The sequence below is a fragment of the uncultured Sphingomonas sp. genome, assembly GCF_902806265.1.
Lineage (GTDB): Bacteria > Pseudomonadota > Alphaproteobacteria > Sphingomonadales > Sphingomonadaceae > Sphingomicrobium.
Genome location: NZ_CADCVZ010000012.1, coordinates 39,736 through 56,912 on the forward strand (window position 1 = coordinate 39,736; position 17,177 = coordinate 56,912).

The 17,177-nt window shown below is 66.8% G+C and carries 20 protein-coding genes, 1 tRNA gene and 1 pseudogene; 10 read left to right on the forward strand and 12 right to left on the reverse strand.

Annotated elements, in window-relative coordinates; translation table 11 throughout:
* The first annotated feature begins 9 nt into the window (after positions 1–9).
* A complete protein-coding gene (locus QZX62_RS03265) occupies positions 10–471 on the forward strand; it encodes a cupin domain-containing protein (protein WP_294172091.1) in 462 nt (153 codons plus the stop codon).
* A 9-nt stretch (positions 472–480) separates the two neighbouring features.
* On the opposite strand, the gene QZX62_RS03270 is transcribed toward QZX62_RS03265, so the two are convergent.
* The 8 genes from QZX62_RS03270 to QZX62_RS03305 form a co-directional block, all read right to left on the reverse strand.
* Positions 481–837 (reverse strand): hypothetical protein, encoded by a 357-nt coding sequence (locus QZX62_RS03270; protein WP_294172092.1) that lies wholly within the window; start codon positions 835–837, stop codon positions 481–483.
* A 35-nt stretch (positions 838–872) separates the two neighbouring features.
* On the reverse strand, positions 873–1,544 hold the full coding sequence (locus QZX62_RS03275; protein WP_294172093.1) for a glutathione S-transferase family protein: 672 nt from the start codon (positions 1,542–1,544) through the stop codon (positions 873–875).
* A 102-nt stretch (positions 1,545–1,646) separates the two neighbouring features.
* Positions 1,647–2,282 (reverse strand): ribosome biogenesis GTP-binding protein YihA/YsxC, encoded by a 636-nt coding sequence (gene yihA, locus QZX62_RS03280; protein ID WP_294172095.1) that lies wholly within the window; start codon positions 2,280–2,282, stop codon positions 1,647–1,649.
* Positions 2,283–2,285: 3 nt separating this feature from the next.
* Complete coding sequence (yidC, locus tag QZX62_RS03285) at positions 2,286–4,004, reverse strand: membrane protein insertase YidC (protein ID WP_294172096.1); 1,719 nt, start codon at positions 4,002–4,004, stop codon at positions 2,286–2,288.
* A 23-nt stretch (positions 4,005–4,027) separates the two neighbouring features.
* Positions 4,028–4,240, reverse strand: coding sequence for a membrane protein insertion efficiency factor YidD (yidD, locus tag QZX62_RS03290; RefSeq protein WP_294172097.1), 213 nt, complete (start codon positions 4,238–4,240; stop codon positions 4,028–4,030).
* Complete coding sequence (rnpA, locus tag QZX62_RS03295; protein WP_294172099.1) at positions 4,237–4,503, reverse strand: ribonuclease P protein component; 267 nt, start codon at positions 4,501–4,503, stop codon at positions 4,237–4,239. Before rnpA ends, yidD begins: the two co-directional genes overlap by 4 nt.
* A 56-nt stretch (positions 4,504–4,559) precedes the next feature.
* On the reverse strand, positions 4,560–4,694 hold the full coding sequence (rpmH, locus tag QZX62_RS03300; RefSeq protein WP_029942004.1) for a 50S ribosomal protein L34: 135 nt from the start codon (positions 4,692–4,694) through the stop codon (positions 4,560–4,562).
* Between the two features lie 87 nt (positions 4,695–4,781).
* Positions 4,782–5,219: a hypothetical protein gene (locus QZX62_RS03305; protein ID WP_294172103.1), complete on the reverse strand. Its 438-nt coding sequence runs from the start codon at positions 5,217–5,219 to the stop codon at positions 4,782–4,784.
* 137 nt (positions 5,220–5,356) lie between these two features.
* Between QZX62_RS03305 and QZX62_RS03310 the strand changes: the two are divergent.
* The 7 genes and pseudogenes from QZX62_RS03310 to QZX62_RS03340 all read left to right on the forward strand — a co-directional run bounded on the left by QZX62_RS03310 (position 5,357) and on the right by QZX62_RS03340 (position 11,864).
* Positions 5,357–6,864, forward strand: a pseudogene (locus tag QZX62_RS03310) (YifB family Mg chelatase-like AAA ATPase).
* A gap of 151 nt (positions 6,865–7,015) precedes the next feature.
* On the forward strand, positions 7,016–7,420 hold the full coding sequence (locus tag QZX62_RS03315) for a DUF805 domain-containing protein (RefSeq protein WP_294172117.1): 405 nt from the start codon (positions 7,016–7,018) through the stop codon (positions 7,418–7,420).
* A gap of 46 nt (positions 7,421–7,466) precedes the next feature.
* Positions 7,467–7,550, forward strand: a tRNA-Leu gene (locus QZX62_RS03320).
* Positions 7,551–7,586: 36 nt separating this feature from the next.
* Positions 7,587–8,615, forward strand: a complete 1,029-nt coding sequence (locus QZX62_RS03325) for an aspartate-semialdehyde dehydrogenase (RefSeq protein WP_294172104.1) — start codon at positions 7,587–7,589, stop codon at positions 8,613–8,615.
* Entirely contained in the window at positions 8,615–9,064 is a 450-nt protein-coding gene (locus QZX62_RS03330; RefSeq protein WP_294172105.1) for a GFA family protein, read from the forward strand. The genes QZX62_RS03325 and QZX62_RS03330 overlap by 1 nt, the downstream gene beginning before the upstream one ends.
* Before the next feature lie 93 nt (positions 9,065–9,157).
* Complete coding sequence (locus QZX62_RS03335) at positions 9,158–9,913, forward strand: alpha/beta fold hydrolase (protein ID WP_294172107.1); 756 nt, start codon at positions 9,158–9,160, stop codon at positions 9,911–9,913.
* 61 nt (positions 9,914–9,974) lie between these two features.
* Complete coding sequence (locus tag QZX62_RS03340; RefSeq protein WP_294172109.1) at positions 9,975–11,864, forward strand: M2 family metallopeptidase; 1,890 nt, start codon at positions 9,975–9,977, stop codon at positions 11,862–11,864.
* Positions 11,865–12,074: 210 nt separating this feature from the next.
* Here the strand turns inward: QZX62_RS03340 and QZX62_RS03345 are convergent, their stop codons facing one another.
* The 3 genes from QZX62_RS03345 to QZX62_RS03355 all read right to left on the reverse strand — a co-directional run bounded on the left by QZX62_RS03345 (position 12,075) and on the right by QZX62_RS03355 (position 14,548).
* Positions 12,075–13,154 (reverse strand): SDR family oxidoreductase, encoded by a 1,080-nt coding sequence (locus QZX62_RS03345; RefSeq protein WP_294172110.1) that lies wholly within the window; start codon positions 13,152–13,154, stop codon positions 12,075–12,077.
* Between the two features lie 69 nt (positions 13,155–13,223).
* The gene (locus tag QZX62_RS03350; protein WP_294172111.1) at positions 13,224–13,964 is read right to left on the reverse strand and encodes a hypothetical protein; all 741 of its coding nucleotides are present in this window, start codon (positions 13,962–13,964) and stop codon (positions 13,224–13,226) included.
* Between the two features lie 104 nt (positions 13,965–14,068).
* A complete protein-coding gene (locus QZX62_RS03355) occupies positions 14,069–14,548 on the reverse strand; it encodes a peroxiredoxin (RefSeq protein ID WP_294172112.1) in 480 nt (159 codons plus the stop codon).
* 115 nt (positions 14,549–14,663) lie between these two features.
* On the opposite strand from QZX62_RS03355, the gene QZX62_RS03360 reads away from it, so the two are divergent.
* Both QZX62_RS03360 and ahcY read left to right on the forward strand, forming a co-directional pair.
* Positions 14,664–15,236 carry a YqgE/AlgH family protein gene (locus QZX62_RS03360; protein WP_294172113.1) on the forward strand — a complete coding sequence of 191 codons (573 nt, stop codon included), beginning with the start codon at positions 14,664–14,666 and terminating at the stop codon, positions 15,234–15,236.
* A gap of 129 nt (positions 15,237–15,365) precedes the next feature.
* Positions 15,366–16,757: an adenosylhomocysteinase gene (gene ahcY, locus QZX62_RS03365; protein ID WP_294172119.1), complete on the forward strand. Its 1,392-nt coding sequence runs from the start codon at positions 15,366–15,368 to the stop codon at positions 16,755–16,757.
* A gap of 37 nt (positions 16,758–16,794) precedes the next feature.
* Here ahcY and QZX62_RS03370 read toward each other — a convergent pair.
* The coding region (locus tag QZX62_RS03370) for a 2OG-Fe(II) oxygenase (protein WP_294172114.1) at positions 16,795–17,177 on the reverse strand (383 nt) is incomplete at its 5' end.

The window sequence follows — 17,177 nt, forward strand, 5'->3', positions numbered from 1 at the left end:
GGAGACGAGATGCCGAAACTGGACCTTAACGCGATCGAGCAAGTCAACCGGACCGGCTACCCTCCACCTTTCGATCAGCAAGTGCAGGGGCGCTGGTATCGGCGGCTCGCCCCAGCCGGCGGCCTGACCGACTTCGCGGCCAGCCATGTTGTGCTCAAGCCCGGCGCTTGGTCGTCGCAGCGCCACTGGCACGACGGGGAGGACGAGTTCCTGGTAATGCTGTCGGGCGAAGCGGTGCTTGTCGAGGATGAGGGAGCGATGCTGCTTCGGGCGGGCGATTGCGTCGCCTTTCCCAAAGGCACCGGAAACGGCCATCACCTGCGCAACGAAAGCGAAAGCGAGTCTGTGTTCGTGGTGGTGGGCGCGGGCACTTCTAAAGGCGGCGGATACAGCGACATCGACATGCTGTTCACCGAGTACGGCCACTACACGCGCAAGGACGGCACGCCATATGAGGCCGATCGGGTCTAGGCTCGGGCTTCAGGGACCGGTGAACGCCTCCAGCATGCCCAATGGACCGGCGCGGATCAAACCGCATTGGCCGGCCGCGCGGCCGACCTCAATCGGAACGCGCGGGTCGTTTACCTGGCCGGTGACGCGGACGAGGTCGGTGACGGTAAGCGCGCCGGGATTGGGGTCGTTCTCTCGGTAGGCGCGGGCCAGGCGGGCGAGTTCGCGTAGCTGGCCGATCGACAAGCGCTGTTCCAGCCGGGTGCCGACGCATTCGGCCTGAGCAGGCGCGATGCCGTATCCGACCAAGGCGTCCGCGATGCGGTCGGACGGCGTGGCGCAGGCAGCCAGGCCAAGGGCGGCGGAAAGGGGAAGGTATCTGCGCATAAAGGTGAAAAGCACCGCTATGCCAACGGGTTCCGTCAGGCCTTGGCGGCCACCTCCTCATAGCGTTCGATCACCCAGGGCTCGTCCTGCGCCTGGTCGATCCAGCCGGCGACGTGCGGGTGGGCGAGCACCGCCTCCATATAGGCAGCGGCGAAGGGCGGCACGGGCACGGCATAGGTGACGAAACGGGTCACTACCGGCGCGAACATCATGTCAGTCGCGCACCACTCGCCGAACAGAAAGTCGCCGGTCCCGCCGAAGCGCGCACGCGCCTGCGCCCACAGGGTCAGGATGCGGTTGATTTCGGCCGTGACCTCCTTCGACAGCTGACAGGGGCCGAGGATCTTGCGGACGTTCATCGGCAGGTCGCGGCGCAGGTTGGCGAAGCCCGAGTGCATCTCCGCCGCCATCGAGCGCGCCATACCGCGGGCCGGATCGTCCTCCGGCCAGAAGCGGGCGCGCTCGGTCAGGTCGACGCAATACTCGATGATCGCCAGGCTGTCCCAGACGACCGTCTCCCCATGCCACAGCACCGGCACCTTGCCGAGCGAAGGCGCGAACTCGCCTCCCTCGCGGCGCTTGTCCCAAGCCTCGTCGAACAGCGGCACGACCAGTTCTTCGAACTCGAGTTCGCTGGCCTTGAGCGCCAGCCAGCCGCGCATGGACCAGCTGGAATAGGCGCGGTTGCCGATGATGAGCTTGAGCATGCCTGTCCTTTTCGTCACCCCAGCGAAGGCTGGGTCCAGACTACGCCGCCTCGTTCCTTACGCCAGTTCGTCTGGATGCCAGCCTTCGCTGGCATGACGGCATTATTGAAGAGCCGCCTCCAGCACCGCCGTTCGTAACTCGGCGATGCCGCTCCCGGTTTCACTGGAGGTCGCCACCAGCAGCGGATGGGCGGCAGGACGCTTGAGCGCTTCGTCCGCAGTGCGGGCGACCGTGGCGTCGAGCTCGCTCGGCTTGATCTTGTCGGCCTTGGTCAGCACCAGGTGGTAGCCGACCGCGGCCGCGTCGAGCATGTCCATGACCTCCCGGTCCACCGGCTTGATGCCGTGCCGAGAGTCAATCAGGACCAGCGCGCGCTTTAATACCGGGCGGCCGCGGAGATAGTCGTTCACTAGGAAGCGCCAGCGCTTGACCAGGTCCTTGGGCGCCTCGGCAAAGCCGTAGCCGGGCATGTCGACCAGTCGCAGCACCGGAGGGCGGCCGACGTCGAAAAGGTTGAGCTCCTGCGTCCGGCCCGGCGTGTTTGAGGTGCGCGCGAGGCTTTTGCGGTTGGTGAGCGCGTTCAGCAGAGAGGACTTGCCGACGTTGGAGCGGCCGGCGAAAGCGATTTCCGGAATGTCGGGCTCAGGCAGGAACTGCAGCGAGGGGGCAGACTTCAGGAAGTCGATAGCCCCCGCAAACAGTTTGCGGGCCTGTTCGGCTGTGTCCGCCTCGTCCACGCCTTAGCCGGCCGCCGCGGCTCGCGCCGTCACCCGTTCGGTGTCGTACTTGTGGTACAGCCATTTCTGCTGGGCGATGCCAAGGATGTTAGAGACTACCCAATAAAGCTGCAGCCCGGCCGCGAACGGCGCCATGACGAACATCATCACCCATGGCATGATCGAAAAGACCTGCTTCTGGATCGGGTCCAGCGGCGCCGGGTTGAGCTTGAATTGCAGCCACATGGTGATGCCGAGCAGGATCGGCAGAACGCCGATCGCCAGGAACCCGGGCGGTATGAAGGGCAGCAGCCCAAACAGATTGACCGGCGTCAGCGGATCGGGCGCCGACAGGTCGCGGATCCAGCCGTAGAAGGGCTGGTGCCGCATCTCCACGCTGACAGTCAGCACCTTGTAGAGCGCGTAGAACACCGGAATCTGCAAGAAGATCGGCAGGCAGCCCGCGGCCGGATTCACCTTCTCACGCTTGTACAGCTCGATGGTTTCACGCTGCATCCGCTCGCGGTCGTCCTTGTAGCGCTCCTGCAGCTCTTTCATCTTGGGCTGCAGAACGCGCATGGCGGCCATGCCGCGGAACTGCCGGTCGAAGATCGGATACATGACCAGGCGGACGATGAAGGTCAGTGCGACGATCGCCAGGCCAAAGTTGCCGAGCGCATGGAACAACCACAGCAGCCCCTGGAAGATAGGGCGCATGAACCACTCGAACCAGCCCCAGTCGATCGACTTCGAGAGCTTGGGAATGCCCTGCTCCTCATAGCCGTCGAGCAGCTCCTTCTCCTTGGCGCCGGCGAACAGGCGGGTCTCGGTGGCAAGCATCTGGCCGGGCGCGACGATCGTCGGCTGGCGGGCATAGTCGGCCTGATAGCCGCCGGTGGCGGAGCGACGGAAGCTGGCGTTCAGCCCGGCATCTCCGACCGGAGCGAGAGCAGTCAGCCAGTATTTGTCGGTGAAGCCCAGCCAGCCGCCATTGCTGGTGAAGCTGGTGCCCGCAGCGCCGGCCTCGTCGAGCGTACCGTAGTTCACGTCGTAGTTGGCCGCGCCGCCCAGAAACGCGATGGGTCCGACATGGTGGGTCCAGGCATCGGGATCGGCAGCTTTCTGGGCACGGCTGACGAGGGCATAGGGCCGGATCGCGATCGGGCCGGCACCGCCGTTCGCCACCCGGCCGCGGACCTTGAACAGGTAGCCGCCGTCGACCGAGACGATCAGTTCGAAGCGCTGCCCCGTGGGGTTGGTCCAGCCGAGCGTCACCGGGCGGCCGGGCGCGAGCACGTCCGAGTTCGCCTGCCACACGGTATTGGCGTCTGGCGCCTGCACACCTTCGCCAAGCCAGCCGAAGCTGGCGAAGTAGGCGCCCGGCGCTCCCGCTGGCGACAGCAGGCGGATCGGCGGCGAACTGCGGCGGAGATCCTGGCTGTGCCGGACCAGCATGAGGTCGTCGATCCGTGCGCCCCGGAGGTTCAGCGAGCCGCGGAGCGAAGGCGTCTCGATCCGCACCCGCGGGGTGGCGCCGAGCACGGCAGCGCGGCTGCGTAGCGCCGGAGGGGAGTCGGCGGTGGGATCCGCCTCCGGTCGCGGCACCGGCTTGACCTGCCCGTTCTCGACGGTGGTCTTGGGCGGCGTGGCGGTGGGCAGGAAACGGTCGCTAAGCGCGCTCCAGCCGAGCAGCACCAGCGCGGACAGCACCACCGCCAGGATCATGTTACGCGTTTCGTTCACTTGAGCTCGTGATCCTCAAACGGTCAGGGGACAGGGTCGTAGCCCTGGCCGCCCCAGGGATGGCAGCGCAGGATGCGCCGGGTAGCCAGCCAGCTGCCCTTAAGCGCGCCATAGCGCGTCCAGGCGGTGATCGCATAGGTCGAGCAGCTTGGCTGAAATCGGCAGTCGTCCGGAAGTACGCGGGACGGACCCTTCTGCCATCCCTTGGCGACCAGGATAAGCGCGCGGGCGATCATCGCGCGACCTTGCGGAGCGCCTTGACCAGCTCGTCTTGCAGGGAAGCGAGAGGCCGCTCGATCCCGCTCTGCCGTCCGATCAGCACGTGGTCCGCGCCGGCCAGACCGTAAGTCGGGAGCAGCTCGCGGGCGAGGGCGCGGAAGCGGCGCTTCATGCGGTTGCGGGTCACGGCATTGCCGACCTTCCGGCTGACGGTGTAGCCGATCCGCTTGTCGGGCGAGCCGTCGTCACGTGGGCGGACCAGCAGGACGAAGCCGGGCATCGGCGCGCGCTTGCCGGCGTTTGCGGCGAGGAAGTCCGCGCGCCTGGTTAGGGTGATTAGGCGCTGAGCTTCTTGCGGCCGCGGGCGCGCCGGGCTGCAAGCACCTTGCGTCCGCCGACCGTCGCCGACCGGCTGCGGAACCCGTGCCGCCGCTTGCGGACCAGATTGCTCGGCTGAAAGGTGCGCTTCATCGCTCATTGCCTCGAACTGAAAGAAAAAGGGCTGCCATGGGGCAGCCGCTCGTTGCGGCGGGCCGTTAAGCGAAGGGCGTCGCCAAGTCAACGTTTCAGCGCTTGGCCGATTGGCGGCGCGGGGGCAGTCTCGGTCGGGCTCGGGTCGGTTCGTGCCACTTCGACCCCCGCCGATGGCAGGGGATCGTCCATCCGCGGAACGCAATGGGGCGGCGGTGATTCCCGGCGCTCTTTTTCCTTGGCGAGCGCTTCGCGCCGGCGGGTGCTCTGGCGGCGGAGGCCCCAGTCGGTCCAGCGCCCCGCCTTGGGCTGCCAGCGCTTGAACGCGACATATTTGCGCTTGGCCCACTCGCTGTTCTTGAGCACCAGTGTCAGCCCGGCACCAAACACAAAAATCCCGCCAGGGCCAGGAAACACGGCGATCATCGGAGTTATTATGGCCATCATCAGTAGGCCGAGCACAAACAGCGCCGTTCGAACGGACCGCCAGGCAAAGAAGACCCGCACCTGCTCACGATTGATCATCGTGCAGTGATGTAGGCGGGCAACACGGAGCCAACAAGCGGCGGGCCGATTGCGGTCCGTCCCGCCGCCGCTTACTCACCCCCGGCCGAGCTAGGGGGACCCGTGTTTTTCTGTGTGCTTCATGGAGCGCGCGGCTGATGGTCGCGACGGTCTCTACGGTGGCTTACCTCGGGCTTGAGGCACGGGCGGTCGAGGTCCAGGTCCAGCTCTCCACCAACGTGCCCGCGTTCGTCATTGTCGGGCTGCCGGACAAGGCGGTCGCGGAAAGCCGCGAGCGGGTGCGGGCGGCGCTGTCGGCGATCGGGTTGGCGCTGCCGCCCAAACGGATCACGGTGAACCTTTCGCCAGCCGATCTGCCCAGGAAGGCAGCCACTTCGACCTGCCGATCGCGCTGGGGTTGCTGGCGGCCATGGGCGCATGCGATGCCGAGGCGCTGGCGCATTATGTGGCAGTTGGCGAGCTCGGGCTGGACGGGCGGATCGCGCCGAGCCCGGGCGTGCTGCTGGCCGCGCTGCATGCTGGCGGGGAGGGCAAGGGGCTGATCTGCCCGGCTGCGCAAGGCGCCGAGGCGGCGTGGGCCGGCAGCGTCGAGGTGCTCGCCGCGCCCGACCTATTGGCGCTGCTGGCGCACCTCAAGGGCACCGCCCTGCTCTCGACGCCGCAGCCGGGGGAGGCGGAGGTGGTCGGGCGCGGCCCCGACCTCCGGCAGGTGAAGGGGCAGGAGACGGCCAAGCGTGCGCTGGAGATCGCGGCGGCCGGCGGACACAACCTGCTGATGAGCGGACCACCGGGCGCGGGCAAGTCGCTGCTGGCCGCGTGCCTGCCGGGCATCCTGCCCCCGCTGACGCCAAGCGAGGCGCTGGAGGTGTCGATGGTCGCCTCCGTGGCCGGCGAGCTCGACGGTGGCAAGATGACCCGCACCCGGCCGTTTCGCTCGCCCCACCACAGCGCTTCCATGCCTGCACTGGTCGGGGGCGGGCTCAAGGTGCGGCCGGGCGAGATCAGCATGGCGCACCTCGGCGTGCTATTCCTGGACGAGCTGCCCGAGTTCCAGCGGGCGGTACTCGACTCCTTGCGACAACCGCTGGAGACCGGCACGGTCAGCGTCGCGCGAGCCAATAGTCACGTCACTTTCCCGGCGCGAGTGCAGCTGATTGCGGCGATGAACCCGTGCCGCTGCGGGCACCTCGGTGATCCGGCGCTGGCCTGTAGCCGGGCGCCGCGCTGCGCGGCCGATTACCAGGCGCGGGTCTCTGAACCGCTGCTAGACCGCATCGACCTGCATGTCGAAGTGCAGGGGGTGAGCGCGGCCGACCTAACCTTGCCGCCACCTGCCGAGGGGAGCACCGATGTGGCTCAGCGGGTTGCCGCAGCGCGCCGGGTGCAGTCCGAACGCTATAATGGTCATGGCCCCCGCACCAACGCCGAGGCGGATGGCGAGCTGCTCGACGAGGTGGCGACTCCCGACGAGCCCGGCCGCAAGCTGCTGGCGGATGCCGCGGCTGCCATGCGTCTCAGCGCCCGAGGGGTCCACCGTGTGTTGCGCGTGTCCCGCACGATCGCCGACCTGGCCGGAGCGCATCAGGTCGGCCGCATTCATGTCGCGGAGGCGCTGAGTTATCGAAGGCAGGCACCGCGCAACTGATTGCAGTGCCGGCAGCCAGCTGTAAGGTCTAGGGACTCACAAGAAGGGGGCTTGAAGTGACACCGACTGGATGGGCGGTGCTGCCGCTTAAGAAATATTTCGTTTTTGCCGCCGAGCGCCGCGCGCAGAGTACTGGTGGTTCACGCTGCTGCTGAGCGTCGTTGTCGGGTTCGTGACGAGCCTCCTGGATGGCATGTTTGGTCTCGCCACAAGCATGAGCGAGGGCGGCCCGATCAATGGCCTCGCTTCCTTGGCTCTGATTGTGCCGAGCATAGCAGTGACCGTTCGCCGGCTACATGACACCAATCGCTCGGGCTGGTGGCTAGCCCTTCCACTAGTCTTGCTTATCGTCCTTGTTGCAATTGCTCTTGGTTCGGGTGCGTTCACGGCTGACGGGGGCGAGGGCCTTGGCGTACCGGCGATCATCATGCTGGCCCTCCTCGGCGTTTCAGCCATCGCGTTGTTCGTCTTCATGCTGCTGCCGGGAAACCAGGGGAGCAACAGCTACGGGCCGGATCCGTATAGCCAAGACGATCTAGAGCGGGTGTTCGCCTGACCCGACCATTGCGGTAAGAGAGCGAGGCAGCTAGCAGGCGCGGGAAGCCCCCGTGGCGGAATGGTAGACGCGATCGACTCAAAATCGATTGTCGCAAGACGTGTCCGTTCGAGTCGGACCGGGGGCACCACCGCCGACGTACACGGCGGGCTGGCTGGAGACACTGATGGGTTACCGGATCGCGGTCGTTGGAGCGACCGGCAATGTCGGACGCGAGATGCTGCAGATCCTGGCCGAGCGGCAGTTTCCACTGGACGAGGTGGCGGCGCTCGCCAGTTCCCGCTCGACCGGGGACGTCATCGACTTCGGCGACAGCGGCGAGACGCTCAAGGTCAAGAACCTCGAGCATTTCGACTTCGCGGGCTGGGATATGGCGCTGTTCGCCGCAGGCTCGGAGACCAGCAGGCTGCATGCCCCGCGCGCTGCCCAGGCCGGCTGCATCGTGATCGATAACAGCTCGCTCTACCGGATGGACCCCGATGTGCCGCTGGTGGTGCCGGAGGTGAACGGCGAGGTGCTCGCCACCCGCCCGCGCAAGGGCATCGTCGCCAACCCCAACTGCTCCACCGCGCAGATGGTGGTGGCCTTGAAGCCGCTGCACGATGCCGCGACCATCAAGCGGGTGGTCGTGGCGACCTACCAGTCGGTATCCGGCGCCGGCAAGGCGGGCATGGACGAGCTGTTCAACCAGTCGCGCAACATCTTCGTCGGCGACTCCGTCGAGCCTCAGAAGTTCAGCAAGCAGATCGCCTTCAACGTTATCCCGCATATCGACAGCTTCCTGGACGACGGCTCGACCAAGGAAGAATGGAAGATGGTGGTCGAGACCAAGAAAATCCTCGATCCCAAGATCAAGGTCACCGCGACCTGCGTCCGGGTGCCGGTATTCGTCGGCCATTCGGAAGCGGTGAACGTGGAGTTCGAGCGCGAGATCAGCGCTAAGGAGGCCCAGGACATCCTGCGCCAGTCGCCCGGGGTCATGCTGGTCGATAAGCGCGAGGACGGCGGCTACGTCACGCCCGTTGAGTGCGTCGGCGATTATGCCACCTTCGTCTCCCGCGTCCGCGAGGACCCGACGGTGGAGAACGGCCTCAACCTGTGGGTGGTCAGCGACAACCTGCGCAAGGGCGCGGCGCTGAACGCCGTGCAGATCGCGGAGATGCTGGGCAGGAAGCACCTGCAGAAGGCCGCATGATGGCTGAGCAGCGGATGGCCGGCGGTTGCGCCTGCGGTCGGATTCGCTTCGAGGCGGAGGTAGAATCCGTCGGCGCTTACCTCTGTCATTGCCGCATGTGCCAGCGGGCGAGCGGCAATGTGTCGCTGGCGATGTTCAACCTGCCCCAGGCGAATGTTCGTTGGACCGGCGAGCCCGACTGGTACCGGAGCTCGCCGATCGCCGAGCGGCCGTTCTGTTCGGCTTGCGGGACCTCGCTCGGCTTCCGCTACCTCGAGGACACCGACAAGATGGACTTGACGGTCGCGGCGTTCGACGACCCCTCGCGCTTCCGCCCGACCAGCCATTTCGGTGCGGAGAGCATGCACCGGGAGTGGCTGAACACCGAAGGCCTTCCGGAGACCCGCAGCGACGAATACCAGCGGCTGAATGAGCGCTGGGAGCGGGCGGGGGCGGGGCCGCCGAGCTAGGTGCCGTGCTCCTGCAAAGGCAGGAGGCGAATGCTAGTTGCGGCGGCGTGGAAGAGAACTGGACCCCTGCCTTCGCGGGGGTACAAGGCCGACATGACTCAAGCCACTACCCATAGCTGGACCGCCTCTGACGGCGTCCAATTGGCTTGGCGTGAGATCGGGGAGGGCCGCGCGGTCATCCTGCTGCATGGGCTGTTTTCGGACAGTGACATGAATTGGCTCAAGTTCGGCCATGCCGAGCGGATTGCGGCGGAGGGCTTCCGGGTGATTATGCCGGACCTCCGCGCGCACGGGGCGAGCGCGAAGCCGCACGACCCGGCCTGCTACGGCAAGGGCGTGCTGGCGCGCGATGTGCGTGAGCTGCTTAAGCACCTGGCGCTGCCCGAGTTCGACCTTGGCGGCTTCTCACTCGGCGCGCGGACCACGGTGCAGGCGGTGGGCGAGGGGCTGCGGCCGCGGCGGGCGGTGCTGGCCGGCATGGGGCTGCAAGGGTTGCAGGGCTGGGCACGGCGCAAGACCTTCTTTCTCGAGTGCATCGCCATGTTCGACACCGCGCCGCGGGGCGATCCGCACTGGTTGGCGATCCAGTTTATGAAGAGCCAGAAGGTCGACCGTGAAGCCGCGCGGCTCCTATTGGAAAGCTTCGAAGACGCCTCGCCCGATTGGCTCGCGGCGTTCGCAATGCCGACCCTGGTGGCGTGCGGACGCGAGGACCGCGACAACGGCTCGCCGGAAGAGCTCGCCGCGGGGCTGCCGGACGCCAGGCTGGAGTGGGTACCCGGAACGCACATGAGCTCGGTTACGCAGCTCGAGCTGGGAGAGGCGATCGCCCGCTTCCTGGCATCTTGACGGCTCCGTGACGAAGCTCCACTCCGCTTCCATCCAACATGCCCGATGAGGTCCTAAGTCCATGAAATTGGCAGCTTCCGTATCCTTTTTTGCACTGGCGCTTGCCGGCTGCGCGACCACCACTGCGACCGACACGACCGCGCCTGCGTCGGCTGCGCTGACGCAGAACGACACGCCCGGCACCAGCGACGCTCCGCCGGCCGGTGACTATCCTGGCACCCCGGAAGGCGCCCGGCAGTTCATCGCGGCGGTCGAGAAGGACCTGTTCGACCTCAGCGTGATCGGCGGCCGCGCCGCCTGGGTGAACGCCACCTATATCACCGACGATACTGACGCCCTGGCGGCGTATTTCGGCACGATCGGGACGGAGAAGGGCGTCCGCTACGCCAAGGACGCGGCGCGCTATGCGCAGGTGCAGGGCCTCGACCCCGACACCGCGCGCAAGCTCAACATCTTGCGCGGCGCGCTGGTGCTGGCGGCACCGACCACGCCCGGCGCGGCGGCGGAGCTCAACACCATCACCACCAAGCTGCAGTCCACCTACGGCAAGGGCCGGGCGGCGCTGAACGGCAAGCAGATTACCGGCGACGACGCCGAAGAGGCGATGGGCACGCTGCGCGACCCGCGCAAGACGCAGGAGGTCTGGACCAGCTGGCACAGCAACGTCGGGCGGCCGATGCGAGGCGACTACGCCCGCATGGTGGAGATCGCCAACGCCGGCGCCAAGGAGCTCGGCTACCCGGACGCGGGTGCCATGTGGCGGTCGAACTACGACATGAGTCCGCAGGAGTTCTCGGCCATGTACGACCGCTTGTGGGCGGAGGTGAAGCCGCTCTACGACCAGTTGCATTGCTATACGCGAACCAAGCTCAACGCGAAGTACGGCGACGCCATCCAGCCCGAGACCGGGCCGATCCGCGCCGACCTGCTCGGCAACATGTGGGCCCAGGAATGGGGCAACATCTACGACGTGGTCGCGCCGGAGGGTGCGGGCGACGTCGGCTATGACGTGACCGAGCTGCTCAAGGCCAAGAAGAAGACGCCGACCGACATGGTCCGTATCGGCGAGGGCTTCTACACCTCGCTCGGCCTCCAGCCGCTACCCGCTAGCTTCTACCAGCGCTCGCAGATCGTCCGTCCGGAAGGCCGCGAGGTCGTGTGCCATGCGTCCGCTTGGGACCTCGACAACAAGGACGACCTGCGCATCAAGATGTGCACCAAGGTCAACGGCGACGACTTCGTCACCATCCACCATGAGCTTGGGCACAACTACTACCAGCGCGCGTACAACCAGCAGCCATACCTGTACCTCAACGGCGCCAACGACGGTTTTCACGAGGCGATCGGGGACTTTATCGCCCTGTCGGTGACGCCCGAGTACCTCGTCCAGATCGGCCTGCTCGATCGGTCAAAGGTGCCGGATGCCAGCAAGGACACGGGCCTGCTGCTCAGGCAGGCCATGGACAAGGTGGCGTTCCTGCCGTTCGGCCTGCTGGTCGACAAGTGGCGCTGGGGTGTGTTCGACGGCTCGATCTCACCGATGCAGTACAATTCCGGCTGGAACCAGCTGCGCCAGCAGTATCAGGGCATCACGCCGCCCGTGCAGCGCAGCGAGAGCGACTTCGACCCGGGCGCCAAGTACCACATCCCGGGCAACACGCCCTACGCCCGCTACTTCCTGGCGCGCATCCTGCAGTTCCAGTTCTACAAGGCCGCCTGCGACATGGCCGGCTGGAAGGGCCCACTGCATCGCTGCTCCTTTTACGGCAACAAGGAGGTCGGGCAGCGCCTGAACGCGATGCTGGAGCTGGGCGCAAGCAAGCCCTGGCCGGAAGCGTTGCAGGCGTTCACCGGCACCCGCGAGATGTCGGGCAAGCCGATGCTCGAATATTTCGCGCCGCTGCAGGTGTGGCTGCAGGAGCAGAACCGGGGCAAGACTTGTGGGTGGTAGCCTGAAGCGCCGACGCTAAGCAGGCCTTCGCGGAGCGAAGGTCAGCTTAGCCGAGAGACGCGCAAGGCCGGCCGGCCTGCGGCGCAGCCGACAGGACCGACGTTAGTGGACTTGCTCCCATGACTGCCCGCGTGGAGGCTGATCGAAACTGGCCTCACCCCGCATGCGCTTACGCGCGAGTCGACCCTCTCTCGCGGGGAGAGAGTGTGCCTACTCCGCCGCCAGCCGCGCCGCCTTCAACCGCCGCTCCGCATCCCGCGTCCCGACATCACGGCGACCGCGCTGGCCGAGCGCCCAGGCCGCGCCGCCAATCGCTGCCGCCACCCCGCTGACGATGGCCGTTGCCGCAACCGGGTGCATTTGCGCTTCCAAGTAAAGCGACGTCTGGCGGGTGAAAGGCTGCTGGTTGCTTTCCGTGCGGCCGTCGGCGCGGGGTTCGAACAGATTGTCGTTGGTCCCGGGCGTGGGCGGCACGGTGGTGGTCTGCGCCACCTCGTCGCCGAGCAGCTCCATGCCGAGATCGCTCAGCCGCGACAGGGCAGGGGCGACGGAGGTCAGCATGACGCCGCCGCCGCCGACTACCAGCTCGCGCCGGCGATGCGCCGCGGCGAAGCAGATCGCCTTGGCGACCAGCTCCACGTCGTAGAGCGGCTGCGGCAGGCGAGCGGGCTTGTTCATCTTGTTCCGGGCGTGCTCGGGATAGGGCGTGTCGATGCCGGCCGGCTTGATCAGCGTCACCGCCATGGGCGAGCCTTCGTCCTCCACCTCCATCCTGAGCGCGTCGGTGAACTGCATCACCGCGGCCTTCATCGCGCAATAGGGTCCCTGGAGCGGGATGGCGCGATTGGACAGGACGGAGCCGACGTTGATCAGCGCCCCGCCGCGCTCCTTCATGTGGCGCACCGCGGCCATGCTGCCCTGCACCAGCCCGAAGTAGCCCACGTCGAACACGCGGCGGTGTTCCTGCAGCGTGACCTCCTCCAGCCGGGCATAAAGCGCGACCGCGGCGTCGTTGACCCAGCTGTCGATGGATCCGAACTCTTCCAGCGCCTTAGCGGCGAGCTGGTCGGCCGCGCCTTCGTCGGCGACGTCTACCGCCAACGCGGTGGCCTGGCCGCCCTTGTTGCGGATCGCTACAACCGCTTCGTCAAGCGCTTCGCTGTTCCGGGCGGCGAGCACTACCCTGGCGCCCTCTGCAGCGGCGCGGCGCGCGGTCGCGAGGCCGATCCCGCTGGAGGCACCGGTGATCACCATCACCTGCTCGGACAAGGGCTTCAGCGGCTCGGCCATTCTTCTCTCCTGCTACTTACGAAGAGGGGCGCCGAAGCGCCCCTCCCTTACCAACGCTCCCCGGCTCGCTTACGCGCCGTAGGAAATCGCGCCGGTCTTGGTCTGGTCCTTGCTGGTCTCGTCCAGCCCGGTATTGCCCTTGGCCGACGAGGTCTGGCTGCCCGTGTCGCTGGACTTGGCCGACTTGCTCGAGCTGCCTTTGCTGGTGCTCGAACTACCGGAAGTGCCGCTGCTGCCGCCGCCGATGCTGCCGCCGCCACCGAGGCTGCTGCTGCCAGCGCCACCGCCGATGCTGCTTCCGGTGCTGCTGCTGTTGCTGCCACCGCCCATGCCGGTCGGAGTGCCGCCGGTCGAGGCCGAGCTGGTGCCGCTCGCCGGTTGGGTCGAACCCGCGCTGCTGCCCGAGCCGCCGGTGCTCGCGCCGCCGATGCCGCCGGACGATGGCGAAGTGCCGCCGGTCCCAGTCGCGCCCGTTCCGGCGGCCGCGCTGGGCGTGGTGCCGGCGGTCTCGAGCAAGGAGTCCTGGCTGGTCGAACCCTGGCTGCTCGAACCGAAGTCCGTTGAGCCCTGGCTGCTGCTGTCGTTCTGCTGACCCCACTTCATCAGCGATCCCGAGCTGCCGCTGCTGCTGCTGCTGCTGCTGCGGCGCGACCAGAGAAAGGCGCCGGCCGCGGCAGCTGCGGTCGCCAGGGCGGCGGCTGCAATGGGCCGCGAGCGGGCGGATTCGCGGAGCTTCAGCCCGCTATAGGAATTCCGCTGTTGGCTGTTGGTCTGGTTGCGATCCTGGTTGCGATCTTCGTACCTGGCCACGTCATTCTCCTCATTGATCGAAATGTGCGCGGCCAACGCGCGAGCCGCCGGCAATGTTGCGCCGCTTGTCGCCAGAGGGAGGCGGCGCAGCGACCGGTCGCTGGCTAGAGCTGCCCCAGCAAGGTGTCTGCGCCCGAGACCTGGTATTCACCCGGCGCCTCCACGTTGAGCTGCTCCACGACCCCATCGTTGACGATCATGGAATAGCGCTGCGATCGCTTGCCCATGCCGAACTTGGAACCATCCATCGTGAGGCCGATCGCTTCGGCGAACTGGCCGTTGCCGTCGGCCAGCATGGTGATGCTCTCGCTGCCTTGGTCGCGGTTCCAGGCGCTCATAACGAAGGCGTCGTTGACGCTCGTGCAGGCGATCTCCTGGACGCCCTTCCCTTTGAGCTCCTCGCCCTTCTCGACGAACGAAGGCAGGTGCTTGGCGGAGCAGGTCGGCGTGTACGCTCCCGGCACCGCGAACAGGGCGACCTTCCGGCCGCCGAAAAAGTCGGTAGTGGTGGTCGGCCGCGGCCCTTCGCCGGTGGCGATGGTCAGCGGAAGGTCGGGCAGGCGTTCGCCAACCTGGATGCTCATGCTTGATCTCCTATCTGCGTGCTGCCCGGCCATAGTTGCCGGCCCGAAGCACGACAAGGCAGGCGGCGATGGCGGGGGCTTGCCCGAAGCGTCCCAGTTTCGCATGACGGGAAGGATGGACCAGCCGCCATATCTGTCTGGCCAGATGCTGCTGGCGATGCCCGGCATGGCCGATCCGCGCTTCGAGCGGGCGGTGGTCGCCATCTGCGTCCATGACGAGAACGGCGCGGTTGGGATCGGCATCAGTCACAAGCGCTCGGGGCTGCGGTTGCGCGGGCTGCTCAAGCAGCTCGACCTCAATCCGGGGCAAGCGCCCGACTGCGCGATCCACCATGGTGGCCCGGTGGAGCCCGGCCGGGGCTTCGTGCTCCACTCCAATGATTGGGGCGGCGAGGACTCGATGGAGGTGGTCGGGCCTTCGGGCAGGCTGTGGACCATGACCGGCACTATCGATGTGCTGCGCGCGATCGCCGAAGGGCGGGGCCCGTCCAAGTGGCTGGTCGCGCTCGGTTACGCCGGCTGGGGCGCCGGGCAGCTCGAGCAGGAACTGAGGGGGCATGGCTGGCTGGCGGCGGCAGGCGACCCTGCTGTCCTATGGGACACGCCCACCGACGAGCGCTGGGCGACTGCCTTCCGCGGCGAGGGGATCGACCCGCGCCTGCTCAGCAGCGAGACTGGCGTCGCTTAGCCGCGGGCACATATAAAGCTTTCTTTATATCCCTTGTTCCGCTAGGCGCGGGCGCAACTGGCCGCCGCTCGGAGAGAGCGCGGTCCTTTTCACTTTCGGAGACCTCCCGTGGCTACGCAGACCCAGACGATCGAGCGCGATTACCTCGTCAAGGACATCGCCCTGGCCGACTTCGGCCGCAAGGAAATCGAGATTGCCGAGACCGAGATGCCAGGCCTGATGGCCCTGCGCGAGGAATATGGCGCGTCCAAGCCGCTCACCGGCGCGCGCATCACCGGCTCGCTCCACATGACCATCCAGACCGCCGTGCTGATCGAAACGCTGACTGCGCTTGGTGCGGACGTGCGCTGGGCCAGCTGCAACATCTTCTCGACCCAGGACCACGCGGCCGCGGCCATCGCCGCCACGGGCGTTCCGGTGTTCGCGGTCAAGGGCGAGACGCTCGATGAATATTGGGACTACGTCGCGCGCATCTTCGACTGGGGCCGCGAGACCACCTGCAACATGATCCTCGACGACGGCGGCGACGCGACCATGTTCGCCTTGTGGGGCGCGCGGGTCGAGGCGGGCGAGCAGCTGTTCGAGCCGTCGAACGAGGAGGAGGAGATCTTCGCTGCCACCCTGCAGCGCTTCCTCAAGGAGCGTCCGGGCTACCTTACCAAGACGGTGGAGGCCACCAAGGGCGTATCGGAAGAGACCACCACCGGCGTCCACCGGCTGTACGAGCTCGCCAAGCAAGGCAAGCTCCCGTTTCCCGCGATCAACGTCAACGACAGCGTCACCAAGTCGAAGTTCGACAACCTGTACGGCTGCAAGGAATCGCTGGTCGACGCCATCCGCCGCGGGACGGACGTGATGCTGGCCGGCAAGGTTGCGGTTGTCGCGGGCTTCGGCGATGTCGGCAAGGGCTCGGCCGCGTCGCTCCGCAACGGCGGGGCGCGCGTGCTGGTGACCGAGGTCGACCCGATCTGCGCGCTGCAGGCGGCGATGGAAGGCTATGAGGTCGTGACGATGGAGGAGGCGGCCACCCGCGCCGACATCTTCGTCACCGCGACGGGCAACATGGACGTCATCACGCTCGACCACATGCGGGCGATGAAGAACATGGCCATCGTCTGCAACATCGGCCACTTCGACAGCGAGATCCAGATCGGCGCGCTCAGCAACATGAAGTGGACCGAGATCAAGCCGCAGGTCGACGAGGTCCAGTTCCCCGATGGCAAGAAGATCATCGTGCTGTCCAAGGGCCGGCTGGTGAACCTGGGCAACGCCACCGGCCACCCGAGCTTCGTGATGAGCAGCAGCTTCACCAACCAGGTGCTGGCGCAGATCGAGCTATGGAGCGGAGCGGACCGGTACGGGAACGACGTCTACGTCCTGCCCAAGCACCTCGACGAAAAGGTCGCCGCGCTGCACCTCGACAAGCTCGGCGTGAAACTGACGACGCTCAGCGACAAGCAGGCCGCCTACATCGGGGTCAAGCCGCAGGGCCCGTTCAAGCCCGAGCATTATCGGTACTGAGCGAGGGCACTGGGCCAAGGTGCCCGGTCGGTCCTGCTTACAAGGGACGGCCGGGCGGTCCGCTGAGATCCAGTGGGCTCATTCGGATCCACTTGGACAGGAGCATCTTGCGACCGCTAGTGACCGGCTGCCCAGCGTGACGGGCGAGCGGGTGAGGGGCTCCCTCGGCAGTGACGTTGCGGAACAGTAGACCTTCACCCCGGCTGCCCCGGACCATCAGATGGAGGTCGGGGAAGACCGTTGCGCCGCCGTCATAGTCATCGTTGAGGTAGACCAGGAAGGTGACGACCCGTTGGTTCACGTCGCCTGTCAACGCGTCGCTGTGCAGCTTGTACTGCTGGCCAGGCGCATAGCTGAGCACCTGCATGGGCTCGCCCTGCTCGTAGGTGGTGCCGGTTGCGGCCGCGATCCGCCGGTTGA

What these genes read in the sequence shown, in the direction of transcription:
- QZX62_RS03330 (WP_294172105.1), top strand. Translation starts at nt 8,615, where the DNA reads ATGGCTGAGCAGCGGATGGCCGGCGGTTGCGCCTGCGGTCGGATTCGC.
- QZX62_RS03275 (WP_294172093.1), bottom strand. Translation starts at nt 1,544, where the DNA reads ATGCTCAAGCTCATCATCGGCAACCGCGCCTATTCCAGCTGGTCCATG.
- QZX62_RS03355 (WP_294172112.1), bottom strand. Translation starts at nt 14,548, where the DNA reads ATGAGCATCCAGGTTGGCGAACGCCTGCCCGACCTTCCGCTGACCATC.
- QZX62_RS03305 (WP_294172103.1), bottom strand. Translation starts at nt 5,219, where the DNA reads ATGATCAATCGTGAGCAGGTGCGGGTCTTCTTTGCCTGGCGGTCCGTT.
- yidD (WP_294172097.1), bottom strand. Translation starts at nt 4,240, where the DNA reads ATGATCGCCCGCGCGCTTATCCTGGTCGCCAAGGGATGGCAGAAGGGT.
- QZX62_RS03325 (WP_294172104.1), top strand. Translation starts at nt 7,587, where the DNA reads ATGGGTTACCGGATCGCGGTCGTTGGAGCGACCGGCAATGTCGGACGC.
- rnpA (WP_294172099.1), bottom strand. Translation starts at nt 4,503, where the DNA reads ATGCCCGGCTTCGTCCTGCTGGTCCGCCCACGTGACGACGGCTCGCCC.
- QZX62_RS03360 (WP_294172113.1), top strand. Translation starts at nt 14,664, where the DNA reads ATGGACCAGCCGCCATATCTGTCTGGCCAGATGCTGCTGGCGATGCCC.
- QZX62_RS03270 (WP_294172092.1), bottom strand. Translation starts at nt 837, where the DNA reads ATGCGCAGATACCTTCCCCTTTCCGCCGCCCTTGGCCTGGCTGCCTGC.
- rpmH (WP_029942004.1), bottom strand. Translation starts at nt 4,694, where the DNA reads ATGAAGCGCACCTTTCAGCCGAGCAATCTGGTCCGCAAGCGGCGGCAC.
- QZX62_RS03265 (WP_294172091.1), top strand. Translation starts at nt 10, where the DNA reads ATGCCGAAACTGGACCTTAACGCGATCGAGCAAGTCAACCGGACCGGC.
- QZX62_RS03345 (WP_294172110.1), bottom strand. Translation starts at nt 13,154, where the DNA reads ATGGCCGAGCCGCTGAAGCCCTTGTCCGAGCAGGTGATGGTGATCACC.
- QZX62_RS03340 (WP_294172109.1), top strand. Translation starts at nt 9,975, where the DNA reads ATGAAATTGGCAGCTTCCGTATCCTTTTTTGCACTGGCGCTTGCCGGC.
- QZX62_RS03335 (WP_294172107.1), top strand. Translation starts at nt 9,158, where the DNA reads ATGACTCAAGCCACTACCCATAGCTGGACCGCCTCTGACGGCGTCCAA.